The sequence below is a fragment of the Leisingera sp. MMG026 genome (genome assembly GCF_021654205.1).
Lineage (GTDB): Bacteria > Pseudomonadota > Alphaproteobacteria > Rhodobacterales > Rhodobacteraceae > Leisingera.
In genome coordinates this window covers 53,340-65,687 of the sequence record NZ_JAKFZM010000020.1, presented here as the reverse complement: position 1 = coordinate 65,687, position 12,348 = coordinate 53,340, and the positions used below count along the sequence as shown (strand labels likewise).

Below are 12,348 nucleotides of genomic sequence, written 5' to 3'. Positions count from 1 at the left end.
TCTGTGAAGCATTTGCATCCAATACTGGAAATTGCCGCGCGCTGGATTACACTGGGGGCATCATGCTGGCAAATCTCCCAAAGCTCAAAGCTATCGTGGCGGCAACGGCAGTCACAGTCACGTATTCCTTGCCTGGGGTCGGCGCGGCACAGCAGCATTCCGCCGATGCGCTGCTGCAGGACCTGGCCGTGTCGGAACTCTCCGAGGCGGCGGCCATCGACCGCGAGCTGCAGGCGCTTTGGGCCAAAAGCGGCTCGCCTGCGATGGATCTGCTGCTGCGGCGCGGCACCGACGCGCTGGAGCGGGGCGATTTGCAGCGGGCAGCGGAGCATTTGACCGCGCTGACCGATCATGCGCCGGATTTTGCCCGCGGCTGGTACGAACGGGCCCGCGTCTATTTCGCGCTGGGGCTTTACGGGCCGTCGGTGGCGGACCTGGAACGCGCGCTGGCGCTGAACCCGCAGGATTACAATGCGATCTACGCGCTGGGCGCGTTGTTCGAACAATTCCGTAAACCCGAACGCGCCTATCAGGCCTACCAGCGGGCCAAGGCTATACATCCGCACCACGAGGAAGTAAGCAGCGCCCTTGAACGATTGGCGCCCTTGGCCGAGGGCCGGGAACTGTAAGCCCCATCGGGGCGGGGGCTGAAGCAATGGCAAGCGCATCGCGGATCGTGGCCGTTCTGGGCCCGACCAATACCGGCAAAACACATTACGCCATCGAACGGATGCTGGGCTACCGCACCGGCGTCATGGGGTTTCCGCTGCGGCTTTTGGCGCGCGAGGTCTATGACAAGGTGGTGGCGGCGCGCGGGCCGTCGGTGGTGGCGCTGGTCACCGGCGAGGAACGCATCGTGCCGCCGCGCGCGAAATACTGGATCTGCACGGTGGAGGCGATGCCCGAGGGCATGGGCTGCGACTTCCTGGCGATCGACGAAATCCAGCTCTGTGCCGATCCCGAGCGCGGCCATGTCTTCACCAACCGCCTGCTGCGCGCCCGCGGCACGCTGGAGACACTGTTCCTGGGCGCCGATACCATGCGCGGGCCGATTTCGGCGCTGGTGCCCGGGGTAGAGTTCCATCGCCGCGAGCGGATGTCGGATCTGGTCTATGCAGGTTCGAAAAAGATAAGCAGGATGCCGCCACGCACTGCAATTGTCGGGTTTTCGGTTGATAATGTCTATGCGATTGCCGAACTGATCCGCCGTCAGAAGGGCGGCGCGGCGGTGGTGATGGGGGCGCTCAGCCCCCGCACACGCAATGCGCAGGTGGAACTGTATCAGAATGGCGAGGTGGATTACCTCGTCGCCACCGATGCCATCGGCATGGGGCTGAACCTGGATATCGACCATGTGGCGTTTTCCTCGACCGCCAAATTCGACGGCCGACGGATGCGCGAGCTGGCCCCGAATGAGCTGGCCCAGATCGCAGGCCGGGCCGGCCGCGGGATGAGCCACGGCACGTTTGGCGTGACCGGCGATGCGCGGCCCCTGGACGAGGGCACGGCGTCTGCCATCATGAACCACCAGTTCACGCCGCTGAAAAAGCTGAACTGGCGGTCTGCGGATCTGCAGTTCGGCACGGTTGAGACGCTGATCCACTCGCTCGAATCAAGCCCTTCGGATGAAAACCTGATCAAAGCGCGCGAGGCGGACGACCTGGGCGCGCTGAAAATGCTGTCGCGCGAATCCGCCGTGATCTCGCGCACCACCAACGCGCAATCGGTGCGGCTGTTGTGGGATATCTGCCGGATTCCCGATTTCCGCGGCATTTCCCACGCCGAACATGCCTCGCTTCTGGGGGTGATTTTTGAACATCTGCATGGCGGCGGCGTGGTGCCGGACGACTGGATGGCTCGCCAGATAAAGCGAATTGACCGCACCGACGGCAACATCGACACATTGTCCAAGCGGCTGGCATTTATCCGCACGTGGACTTATGTCGCGCAAAGGAATGGCTGGCTGCGTGACGAAAGCCATTGGCGCGGAGAGACGCGCGCTGTAGAAGACAGGTTGTCGGATGCTCTGCACGAGCGTTTGACTCAGCGATTTGTGGACCGGCGCACCTCAGTGCTGCTGCGCCGGCTCAAACAGAAGGAGGCCCTTTTGGCCGAAGTGAATGACAAGGGTGAAGTGACGGTTGAAGGCGAATTCGTCGGCCGTCTCGAGGGGTTCCGGTTCAGCCCGGATAAAAGCGCGCAGGGTGCCGAGGCCAAGGCCTTGAAGGCGGCCTCGCTGCAGGCGCTGGCGCCGCAATTCCATCTGCGTGCGGACCGGTTCTATAACGCGCCCGATACCGAGATCGATTACACCGAACAGGGCGGCCTGATGTGGGGCGAACATGCGGTGGGCAAGCTGGTTGCCGGTGCCGATGCGCTGACCCCGCAGATCGAGGTCTTTGTGGACGAGTCCGCCGGGCCGGATGTCGCCCAGAAGGTGGAACGCCGCCTGCTGCATTTCATCACCCGCAAGATCAACGCGCTGTTCGAGCCGCTGCTGGCCTTGCAAAAGGACGAAGAGCTGACCGGCCTGGCCCGCGGTTTTGCTTTCCGCATGGTCGAAAACCTTGGCGTGCTGCCGCGCGCAAGCATCGCGCAAGAGGTGAAGGACCTGGACCAGGACGCCCGGGGCGCGCTGCGCAAGCATGGCATCCGTTTCGGCCAGTTCACCATTTTCATGCCGCTGCTGCTGAAGCCCGCGCCGACCCGTCTGCGGCTGGTGCTGTGGTCGCTGGCCAACGGTCTTCAGGATTTCCCCGAATCTCCGCCTCCCGGTCTGGTCACGGTGCCGTCCGCCAAGGACGCGCCCGACGGCTATGACACCATGTCCGGCTATCGCGCGGCGGGTGAGCGGATGATCCGCATCGACATGCTGGAACGCCTGGCCGACATGCTGCGCGGCGAAGACAGCCGCGGCGGCTTTGAAGCCAAGGCTGACATGCTGTCGATCACCGGTATGACGCTGGAGCAGTTCGCCGACCTGATGCAGGGCCTGGGCTACAAGGCCGAAAAGGGCGAGCGCCAGAAGGTGAAGCCGGTTGCGGCGGAAGCGGAAGCCAAACCTGCTGAAGATGCAGAAGCCAAGCCTGCTGAGGCAGCTGCTGAAGCGGCGCCTGCGACGGAAGAGCCGGCTGTTGAAGCTGCGGGTGCAGCATCTGCTGAAGACGCCGCTGCCGAAGCTCCCGCCGCCGCTGAGGCCGAGGCCGCATCTGCACAAGACACGGCACCTGCGGAAGAAAATGCAGAAGCCAAGCCCGAAGCGGCTGCTGAGGCGGAGGCTGCTGCTGCTGAACCGGAAATGGAAGTGTTCTTCACTTTCACCTGGGGCGGCAACCGGGGCGGACGCCAGGGCGGCCAGCGCCAGCAGAACCGCCGCCCGCAGGGCGACGGCAAACCTGCCGGCAAGGGCAAACCGCGCGGCGCCAAAGGCGGCGACCGTGACGGCGGCCCGCGCGGCAAACCGGGCCGCAAAGGCGGTCCGCGTCAGGACCAGGGCGCCAAGACCTATTCCGCGCGCCCTGCCAGGAAGGAAAAGCAGATCGACCCCGACAACCCCTTTGCCGCCGCGCTGATGGGGCTGAAACAGGGCGACTGATCCTGCCATGACTGGGGGCGCGCCCAAGATCCGCATCGACAAGTGGCTATGGCATGCGCGGTTTTTCAAAACCCGCAGCCTGGCCGCCAAACAGGTCAGTGCGGGCCATGTGCGCCTCAACGGTACCAAGACCTTAAAACCGGCTCAGAACGTCGCCCCGGGTGACGTTCTGACCTTTGCCCAGGCCAAAGTGATCCGCGTGGTCCGGGTAGAGGCCATTGGCGAACGCCGCGGCCCGGCACCTGAGGCGCAGGCACTGTACTTCGATATGACGGAAAAGCAGGAAAAAATTCCGGCCAATCCCAGGTTCGAAGGAAAAGGCCGGCCGGACAAAAAAGCCCGCAGAGCGCTTGATCTTACTCGCAAGCAGGATACCCTTTGACGGCTTGAAGCCGTCGCCGGTCTGGATTAGCTAGGCGCAAACGGAAAACGGGACTCGGTATTATGACCTATGTCGTGACGGAAAACTGCATCGCCTGCAAATACACCGACTGTGTCGAGGTATGCCCGGTGGATTGCTTTTACGAGGGCGAGAACACTCTGGTGATCCACCCCGACGAATGCATCGATTGCGGCGTCTGCGAACCGGAATGCCCAGCAGATGCAATCCGCCCGGATACCGAACCGGACATGGACAAATGGGTCGAGTTCAACCGCAAATACTCTGAACTGTGGCCGGTCATCGTCTCCAAGAAAGACCCGATGCCGGGCTACGAGGAACGCGACGGCGAAGAGGGCAAGATGGAGAAGTATTTCTCTGAGGCGCCCGGCGAAGGCGGCTGATTCTCTGTCCACTGCGTCCGGTGCCGCAAATTTGCGGGAAACCGCCGCATTGCATGGGGTTTTAACGAAGCCTGTTCAGCTGGCCGCCTTTCGGGCGGCCCTTTTTTATGGTATGCTAAAAGCACAAAAGACATAAACAATCGGAGTCCGCCCCTGGCGCACGCCAGCAGTGGTGCGCAGATTGGGCGGTATTTCTGCGGAAAAAATGTCCTGGGGGCTGGTCAAATCAAACTGACCGGGGCCGGGCATTTTGTTCGCTAAAATGCCGGAGCCGCCCGGCTATGAGTAAGGAATAACCTGTATGACCAAATCGAAGAAGCTCGAATTCCGCCCCAATGAGTATGTAGTCTACCCGGCGCATGGCGTGGGCCAGATCATCTCGATCGAGGAGCAGGAAGTGGCCGGCTTTACGCTGGAGCTTTTCGTGATCACCTTTGAAAAAGACAAGATGACCCTGCGGGTGCCGACCAACAAGGCAACCGAAGTTGGCATGCGCTCGCTCAGCTCGCCGGACGTGATTGCCCAGGCGATGAAAACGCTGAAGGGCAAGGCCAAGGTCAAACGCGCCATGTGGTCGCGCCGCGCTCAGGAATATGAGCAAAAGATCAACTCCGGTGATCTGATCTCGATCGCCGAAGTGGTGCGCGACCTGCACCGCACCGATGATCAGCGCGAACAAAGCTACTCCGAGCGTCAGTTGTACGAAGCCGCACTTGAGCGTCTGACCCGCGAAGTCGCGGCTGTGTCTGGCAACGACGAAATTGCGGCCGCCAAGCAGGTGGATGAGGTTCTGACCTCCCGCGTTGCGGCGTAAACATCTGCCCTAGTCTGTAATAGAAAGGCCGTGCCCCCCTAGGGCGCGGCCTTTTTTATGCCGCGGCCCGGCTTAGCTGCAGAGTGCGAGAAGGGTGAGTAGGCCGGAAATCTCGGCGATTTGCTGAGATGCTCCCAGAATGTCCCCGGTCTGGCCGCCGATTTTGACCTTGGCCAACGCGCCCAAACCCAGGACCGCCACGCCCATGGCCAAGGCAGCCGCAAAGGCCGTTGAGCCAATCAGCGGCAGCGACAGGACGATGGCCAGCAAAGCCGCCAGAAAACAGGGCAGGGCGCGGGGACGGCCCACGGTTTGCGACAGCCCTGCCGTCCGTGCGTTCGGCAGTGCAGACATCAGCGCAGGCATCACAGCGCGGCTCATCATAGCCAGCGCCAGAAGGGGCCAGACGCCAGCTGCCGCGAACACCGCAGCCAGCGCGCTCCAGCGCAGGCCGATTCCGAGGATCAGGGCAATCACGCCGTAAGCACCGATGCGGCTGTCCTTCATAATCTCCAACCGCCGGTCCCGGGTAAACCCGCCCCACAGCCCGTCGGCAGTATCGGCCAGCCCGTCCTCATGCATGGCGCCTGACAGCATCACCTGAACCGCCAGCGCCAATCCCGCGGCGACCGCGGCGGGCAGGTTCATGTGCAATGCAAAAGATGCAACCAGCGCCGCCGGCAGGCTGACGGCAAGTCCGGCCAGCGGAAACGCCCAGACCGCCTTGGCCTGCCGCTGGAAAGCCTTCGCAGGCAGATGCGGCAAGGGCAGCCGGGTCAGCAGCACCAGCGCCAGCAGGATGTCTTTTGCCTGGATGTCGTTTTTTCGCATTTACGGGCCTATTGCGGGGCTTGCGGCACTGCCGCCAGCCGTTAAACAGATTGCCATCCGCTTTATCCGCGTCCCCCGACCTGATGCAACGAGGCTTTCTCATGCTGCCACAGCTTTCCTCTCTTGATGACTTCCGCGCCGCACTGGCCAGCGCGCCCGCGCTGGACCAGGCCGCGCTGGACGGTGCGGCTGCACGCAACACCCAGCTGACCAAACCGCCCGGTGCCTTGGGCCGGTTGGAGGAGCTGGCCATCTGGTACGGCGGCTGGCGCGGCAGCGATAGGCCGGAAATCACCGCACCGCAGGTGATCGTCTTTGCCGGCAACCACGGCGTGACGGCACAGGGGGTTTCGGCCTTTCCGCCGGAAGTCACCGCCCAGATGGTAATCAACTTCGAACACGGCGGCGCGGCCATCAACCAGCTGGCCAGGCTGGCCGGCGCCCGCATGGATGTGCATGCGCTGGAGCTGGAGCGCCCGGCCGCTGATTTCACCCAAGGGCCGGCGATGAACCAGATTGACCTGCTGGCTGCGCTGAAAACCGGCTGGGATGCGGTGGACCCAAGCGCTGACCTGCTGGTGGTCGGCGAAATGGGCATCGGCAATACCACCCCTGCCGCCGCCCTGGCCTGTGCGCTGTTCGGCGGCGAGGCGGCGGATTGGACCGGGCGCGGCACCGGTGTGGATGAAGCCGGGCTTGCGAATAAAATCCGCGTGGTGGCCGAAGGCGTTGCACTGCATCGGGACAGGATCAACGATGGGCTGGATGCGCTGGCCTGCCTGGGCGGACGCGAAATTGCTGCCATGGCGGGCGCCATTGCTGCCGCGCGCGTGCTGCATATCCCGGTGATCCTGGACGGATTTATCTGCTGCGCTGCTGCGGCCTGCCTGATGCAAACCGCAGACGGCGCGCTGGACCACGCAGTGGCCGGCCATCAAAGCGCCGAGGGGGCGCATCCGGCGCTGCTGGCGAAACTGGGCAAGCAGCCGCTGTTGTCGCTGGGCCTGCGTCTGGGCGAGGCCTCCGGCGCGGCGCTGGCGATCCAAGTGCTGAAAGGCGCGATCGCCTGCCACAGCGGCATGGCAACCTTTGCCGAGGCGGGGGTGGCGGACGGCTGAACAGCCCCGTCCAGATCTTTTCCGCAAGGCCCGGATCCACCCCGGGCCTTTGGTCATTCCGCGGCTTTTGCGGACTTCTTGCGCTTGCGTTCGGCCATCTCGAAAATCGCGCTTTCGATGGCTTTCTCCAGCTCCCGCGCGCGGTCTATATAGGCCGGGTTCTGGCTGGCAGGCACTCCGGGGATCCAGTGCTGGGCAAGGTCGCGCAGGTTGGCGCGGTCATGCGCATAAAAGGTCTGCGCCGCCTGCGCCGCTTCATATTCGCTGAGGCCGACGTTCTCCAGCACATAGCGGCCTGCACGCACCGAGCTGTCGAACATCTCGCGCACGATGTCATCAGCGCCGGCCTTGTAAAGCTCATAGACGTGGTTGCGGTCTTTAGCGCGGGCGATGATGTGCAAATCCGGATAGGCCCGACGCACATAGGTGACCATCTTGACCACGCCTTCCGGGTCATCCAGCGCCACCACAAAAACCTTGGCTTTGGCAATGCCGGCAGCTTTCAGCAGTTCCGGCCGGGTGGGGTCGCCCAGGAAGCTTTTGACCCCGAAGCGGCGCATCAGCTGCACCGCCTCCATATCATGGTCCAGCACCACGGTTTTGAAACCGCTGGCCTGCACCAGCCGGTTGACGATCTGGCCGAAGCGGCCGATGCCCGCGATGATCACCGGTCCTTCCTCGTCAATCTCGTCGGGTTCATGCTCCTGCCGGGCGTCGCCCATGCGTTTGGACAACAGGTCATAGGCGATGAACAACAGCGGGGTGATCAGCATCGACAAGGCAATCACCAGCAGCAGCTTCTCAGAAAGCGCCGCTGGAATCACGTTCAGCTGGGTGGAAAAAGCCAGCAGCACAAAGCCGAACTCGCCGGCCTGGGCCAGGCTGAGGGTGAACAGCCACAAGCGGCGGCGGCGCAGGCCAAAGGCACGGCCGACGGCAAACAGCACCGCCCCCTTGGCAAAGATCACCAGCAGCGCCAGGCCGATCAGATCGCCAGGGTCGGCCAGAAACTGGCGGTAGTTGATGCCCGCGCCGACGGTAATGAAGAATAGCCCCAAAAGCAGCCCCTTGAAGGGGTTAAGGTCGCTTTCCATCTCGTGTCGGAATTCGGAGTTGGCCAGAACCACCCCGGCCAGAAAGGCGCCAAGCGCCGGGGAAAGGCCGACCAGCGTCATCAGGAAGGAGATGCTGACCACAATCATCAGCGCCAGTGCTGTGTACATTTCACGCAGGTTGGAGGCGTGGATGAACCGGAACAGCGGCCGCGTCAGGTAAATGCCCGCCAGGATGATAAAGGCGATGGCGGCCAGAGTGACCAGCGCCACCGCCCAGCCGGGCAGCCCGTCCACCAGCGACAGCGACCCGTGGCCGCCGCCATGGCCGTCTGCGCTATCCCGGCTGATGGAGCCATCAGAGGCAAACTTGGGGATCGCATAGCTGCCCAGCAGCGGCAGGAAAGCGAGGATCGGGATCACTGCGATATCCTGGGTCAGCAGCACCGAAAAGGCAGAACGGCCGCCGCCGGTGCGCATCAGCCCCTTTTCCGACAGAGTCTGCAGAACAATCGCCGTGGAAGACAGCGACAGCGCCAGCCCGACCGCCAGGCTGACATGCCAGGGTTCGCCCGCGGCCATGGCTGCGCCCATCAGGACAGCCGTTGAGGCCGTGACCTGCATGCCGCCCAAGCCGATCAGCTTATCCCGCATTGCCCAGAGGGCGCGCGGTTCCAGCTCCAGCCCGATCAGAAACAGCATCATCACCACACCGAACTCGGCGAAGTGGCGCAAATCCTCGGTTTCGGTGCCGGTCAGGCCGAAGATCGGGCCAATGGCAATGCCTGCCGCAAGGTACCCCAGAACTGATCCTAGCCCAAGGCGCGCAGCCAGAGGCACCGCAATGACTGCGGCGCCCAGATAAATGGTTGCTTGGTAAAAAAACTCTTCCATCTTTCAGGTATCGCAAGCCTGCCGGTGCCTTGGCAATGGCTTTGCCGGCCGCGGCGGTCTGTTACGGCAATCCGGTGCCTGCCAGCAGCAGTCATTGACGGCTTTTTGAGCGGGCTTGCTATTCTCCGGGGCTGCTATTGTTCGAGCAGGCGGATCTCTTCGCTCAGCTTGCCGATCCGGTCAAGCCGCCGCGAAATCCGTTCCTGGAAACCGCCCAGCTGATCAATGATATCAGCCAGTGTTTCGCCGGAATCGGTCAGCCTTGCGCTTTCGATCTTAAGCAGCACCCGGGTGGAGCTGAGACCAAGAAAATGCCGGTGCATGATCTGGCAGGCGCTGGTGATGCGCGCGGCTTCTTCGTCGACTTCCTTCATGCCGTCCTGCGAACGCTTGACCTGGTCTTTTACCAGATCGCCCAGGATTTGGCGCTCGGTTTCCATGTCAGCCTCGCCCAGATCGCGGCGTTCCTTCTGCAGCTGATTGTCGCATTCGACCAGAATACGCGCCATGCCTTCGACAAACAGGCTGCTGTTCACCGAAGCCTTGATTTTGGCGAAATTGCTGTTTTCGCCCATCACATGGGCGCCGAACCAATCCGACATCTCGCGTGACATGGAGCCGTAGTTCTGTGACAGCACCGTGACCGGGCCGCCCGAAGGTTCAATCCGCGACGCCAGCACCCGCAGGTTATGCGGGATCGTGTGCATTGCGTCGAAATCGGTGATCAGCCCTTCGGTCTCTTCCACCAGGGTTTCAGCGTTGCGCAGCATGCCCGTCAGCTCTTGGATCCGGGCGTGGGGCGGCTGGTTCAGTCCCTTATCGCGCGAGATCAGCTCTTGGCTCAGCGCGTGAGCGGCAAACTGGTGGTAGCTCTCGTAGCCCTGGCTGTTCAGCCAATCGAGCAGATACTGGGCGCTGTCCTGCGGGGTGACGGCCTCTTCGGTCTCCCGCTTGAGCATCGTCGCATAAAGATTGCGCACCTCGGTGAACAATGCGCTGCTTGGCTTGATGCGGGCGGAAAGATAGCCGTCCTGGCAGGGCACCACCACGGCAAATACCCAGTAGTACAGCCCGTCCTTGGACTTGTTCTTGACGTAGGCACCCATGAAATCGCCGCGCTGGATGGTGTCCCAGAACAGTGAGAACACCCCCTTGGGCATGTCCGGATGGCGGATCACCTTGTGCGGAGCGCCGAGCAGCTCTTCCCAAGGGTAGGCGCCGACCCGGCGGAACACATAGTTGCCGGCTTGGATTATGCCGCGGTCGTTGGTCCTGGAAAAGAACACCTCATTTAGGCCAAACGGGGCCTCGCCGCTGGTCGGGCGCGTTTCAACTCGGCGGTCAACAAAAGACACGGCACGTTCCACTTTCGGTTACAAAATTCGTTAGTGCATCTTTACCGCCAATTCCTTCCCGGATGGTTAAGTCGGCAGTGGCGCATCGCGTTTTAATTGTGCCATTACGATCTGGCTCTGGACCCTGGAAACAGCGGGATGGGGCAGCAGGATGCCGTGGATGAGCGTATTCAGCGCCTCCAGATCGGCGCAATAGACGCGCAGCAGGTAATCGGCCTCTCCGGTCATCGTCCAGGCCGAGGTGATTTCCGGCTGGCTGGCCACCAGCCGGGCGAACCCCTTGGATTGTTCGGGGCCGTGACTGCCCAGATGAACCTGCACAAACCCCTGCACCGACAGCCCCAGCCTGGCGGGGTCAAGCCGGGCCGAATACCCTTGGATATACCCTTCTGCCTCCAGCCGCTGCCGCCGCCGTCCGGCCTGGCTGGGGGAAAGGTTGAGCATCTCGCCCAATTCCTGCGCGGTGAGATGGGCATTTTTCTGAAGCGCTGCAAGCAGCTTGGTATCTGTTGGGTCCAGCATGCGTGTTTTTTCCACTTTTGACCACCATGGCGCGAATGATACGCACATTTCAAGTTTCCGGTGCGAAACAACGCGGAAAACCTGCGCCGGATATGCGGTATTCTTGATGCAAGAATTCACTTGGCTTTCCGCATGATCCGAAGGAGACACGCAATGGGTCCGTTCCCGCATAACGCCCCGAAATCCGAAATTACCCCGGAAAACCCGGCTGGCACCGATGGTTTTGAGTTTGTTGAATTTGCCAGCCCCGACCCGGACGAGCTGCGGGCGCTGTTCACCCGTATGGGCTATGAGCTGACCGGCCACCGCAAGGAACAGCCGCTGGTGGAACTGTGGCAGCAGGGCGATGTCACCTATATCCTGAACGCCGACCCCGAGAGCTTTGCCGCCGGATTTGTGGAACAGCACGGCCCCTGCGCCCCGGCGATGGGCTGGCGGGTTGCGGATGCTCAGAAGGCATTCGAACACGCGGTGTCCAAAGGCGCCGAGGCCTATGACGGGCCGGGCAAGGTGATGGACGTGCCCGCAATCAAGGGGATCGGCGGCTCGCTGATCTACTTCATCGACCAGTATTACGACACCTCGCCCTACAACGCGGAATTCACCTGGCTGAAACAGTCCAAGCCGCGCGGCGACGGGTTCTTCTATCTCGATCACCTGACTCACAACGTTTACAAAGGCAACATGGACAAGTGGTTCAAGTTCTACGAGGAGCTGTTCAACTTCAAGGAGATCCGATTCTTTGACATCCAGGGCAAGTTCACCGGCCTTCTCAGCCGCGCGCTGACCTCGCCCTGCGGCCGGATCCGGATCCCGATCAACGAGGACCGGGGCGAAACAGGCCAGATCGTTTCATATCTGAAAAAATACAACGGCGAAGGCATCCAGCATATCGCGGTCGGCTCGGACGACATTTATGCCAGCACCGATGCAATTGCGGAAAAGGGTCTGAAGTTCATGCCCGGCCCGAATGACGCCTACTATGAGATGTCCAAGGAGCGGGTGCAGGGCCATGACGAACCGCTGGAGCGGATGAAGAAACACGGCATCCTGATCGACGGCGAGGGGGTTGTGGACGGTGGCGAAACCCGGATCCTGCTGCAGATCTTCTCAAAAACCGTGATCGGGCCGATCTTCTTTGAATTCATCCAGCGCAAGGGCGATGACGGCTTTGGCGAGGGCAACTTCAAGGCGCTGTTTGAATCGATCGAACGCGAGCAGATCGAAAACGGCGAGATCCAGGCAGCGGAATAAAAAACCTGAGAAACGCAAAAAGGCCGGGCCTGCCACGCGGGTCCGGCCTTTTTGCGTGCGGCGGCAAGACGGTCTGCACCAGGCCCATTCGCCGGAGCTGCAGTTTTATGAGTTAAGCGCGGGAAGGGAA

At 62.1% G+C, this 12,348-nt stretch carries 11 protein-coding genes; 7 read left to right on the top strand and 4 right to left on the bottom strand.

The features are described 5' to 3' along the window. Nucleotides 1-62 precede the first annotated feature (62 nt). From L1069_RS12855 to L1069_RS12835, 5 genes are all read left to right on the top strand, one after another. Complete coding sequence (locus L1069_RS12855; protein ID WP_237455929.1) at nucleotides 63-629, top strand: tetratricopeptide repeat protein; 567 nt, start codon at nucleotides 63-65, stop codon at nucleotides 627-629. Nucleotides 630-655: 26 nt separating this feature from the next. After that, nucleotides 656-3,595, top strand: a complete 2,940-nt coding sequence (locus tag L1069_RS12850) for a helicase-related protein (RefSeq protein WP_237455928.1) — start codon at nucleotides 656-658, stop codon at nucleotides 3,593-3,595. Nucleotides 3,596-3,602: 7 nt separating this feature from the next. Continuing rightward, a complete protein-coding gene (locus tag L1069_RS12845) occupies nucleotides 3,603-3,977 on the top strand; it encodes an RNA-binding S4 domain-containing protein (protein ID WP_129371545.1) in 375 nt (124 codons plus the stop codon). Nucleotides 3,978-4,039: 62 nt separating this feature from the next. Continuing rightward, a complete protein-coding gene (fdxA, locus tag L1069_RS12840) occupies nucleotides 4,040-4,378 on the top strand; it encodes a ferredoxin FdxA (RefSeq protein WP_024090808.1) in 339 nt (112 codons plus the stop codon). Between the two features lie 301 nt (nucleotides 4,379-4,679). Continuing rightward, nucleotides 4,680-5,192: a CarD family transcriptional regulator gene (locus L1069_RS12835; RefSeq protein ID WP_237455927.1), complete on the top strand. Its 513-nt coding sequence runs from the start codon at nucleotides 4,680-4,682 to the stop codon at nucleotides 5,190-5,192. Nucleotides 5,193-5,264: 72 nt separating this feature from the next. Here the strand turns inward: L1069_RS12835 and L1069_RS12830 are convergent, their stop codons facing one another. After that, nucleotides 5,265-6,023 carry an adenosylcobinamide-GDP ribazoletransferase gene (locus L1069_RS12830; RefSeq protein WP_237455926.1) on the bottom strand — a complete coding sequence of 253 codons (759 nt, stop codon included), beginning with the start codon at nucleotides 6,021-6,023 and terminating at the stop codon, nucleotides 5,265-5,267. A 101-nt stretch (nucleotides 6,024-6,124) separates the two neighbouring features. Here L1069_RS12830 and cobT point away from each other — a divergent pair, with 101 nt between their 5' ends. Next, nucleotides 6,125-7,141, top strand: coding sequence for a nicotinate-nucleotide--dimethylbenzimidazole phosphoribosyltransferase (cobT, locus tag L1069_RS12825; protein ID WP_237455925.1), 1,017 nt, complete (start codon nucleotides 6,125-6,127; stop codon nucleotides 7,139-7,141). 53 nt (nucleotides 7,142-7,194) lie between these two features. Here the strand turns inward: cobT and L1069_RS12820 are convergent, their stop codons facing one another. The 3 genes from L1069_RS12820 to L1069_RS12810 form a co-directional block, all read right to left on the bottom strand. Continuing rightward, nucleotides 7,195-9,087: a cation:proton antiporter gene (locus L1069_RS12820; protein WP_237455924.1), complete on the bottom strand. Its 1,893-nt coding sequence runs from the start codon at nucleotides 9,085-9,087 to the stop codon at nucleotides 7,195-7,197. Nucleotides 9,088-9,221: 134 nt separating this feature from the next. Beyond that, nucleotides 9,222-10,442 (bottom strand): PAS domain-containing protein, encoded by a 1,221-nt coding sequence (locus L1069_RS12815; protein WP_237455923.1) that lies wholly within the window; start codon nucleotides 10,440-10,442, stop codon nucleotides 9,222-9,224. A 66-nt stretch (nucleotides 10,443-10,508) separates the two neighbouring features. Then, nucleotides 10,509-10,964: an Lrp/AsnC family transcriptional regulator gene (locus tag L1069_RS12810; RefSeq protein WP_027259655.1), complete on the bottom strand. Its 456-nt coding sequence runs from the start codon at nucleotides 10,962-10,964 to the stop codon at nucleotides 10,509-10,511. A gap of 153 nt (nucleotides 10,965-11,117) precedes the next feature. On the opposite strand from L1069_RS12810, the gene hppD reads away from it, so the two are divergent. Next, nucleotides 11,118-12,218, top strand: coding sequence for a 4-hydroxyphenylpyruvate dioxygenase (hppD, locus tag L1069_RS12805; RefSeq protein WP_237455922.1), 1,101 nt, complete (start codon nucleotides 11,118-11,120; stop codon nucleotides 12,216-12,218). Nucleotides 12,219-12,348: the final 130 nt, after the last annotated feature.

Coding starts and splice junctions, on each gene's coding strand:
- L1069_RS12855 (WP_237455929.1), top strand. CDS start 63: ATGCTGGCAAATCTCCCAAAGCTCAAAGCTATCGTGGCGGCAACGGCA.
- L1069_RS12850 (WP_237455928.1), top strand. CDS start 656: ATGGCAAGCGCATCGCGGATCGTGGCCGTTCTGGGCCCGACCAATACC.
- L1069_RS12845 (WP_129371545.1), top strand. CDS start 3,603: ATGACTGGGGGCGCGCCCAAGATCCGCATCGACAAGTGGCTATGGCAT.
- fdxA (WP_024090808.1), top strand. CDS start 4,040: ATGACCTATGTCGTGACGGAAAACTGCATCGCCTGCAAATACACCGAC.
- L1069_RS12835 (WP_237455927.1), top strand. CDS start 4,680: ATGACCAAATCGAAGAAGCTCGAATTCCGCCCCAATGAGTATGTAGTC.
- L1069_RS12830 (WP_237455926.1), bottom strand. CDS start 6,023: ATGCGAAAAAACGACATCCAGGCAAAAGACATCCTGCTGGCGCTGGTG.
- cobT (WP_237455925.1), top strand. CDS start 6,125: ATGCTGCCACAGCTTTCCTCTCTTGATGACTTCCGCGCCGCACTGGCC.
- L1069_RS12820 (WP_237455924.1), bottom strand. CDS start 9,087: ATGGAAGAGTTTTTTTACCAAGCAACCATTTATCTGGGCGCCGCAGTC.
- L1069_RS12810 (WP_027259655.1), bottom strand. CDS start 10,964: ATGCTGGACCCAACAGATACCAAGCTGCTTGCAGCGCTTCAGAAAAAT.
- hppD (WP_237455922.1), top strand. CDS start 11,118: ATGGGTCCGTTCCCGCATAACGCCCCGAAATCCGAAATTACCCCGGAA.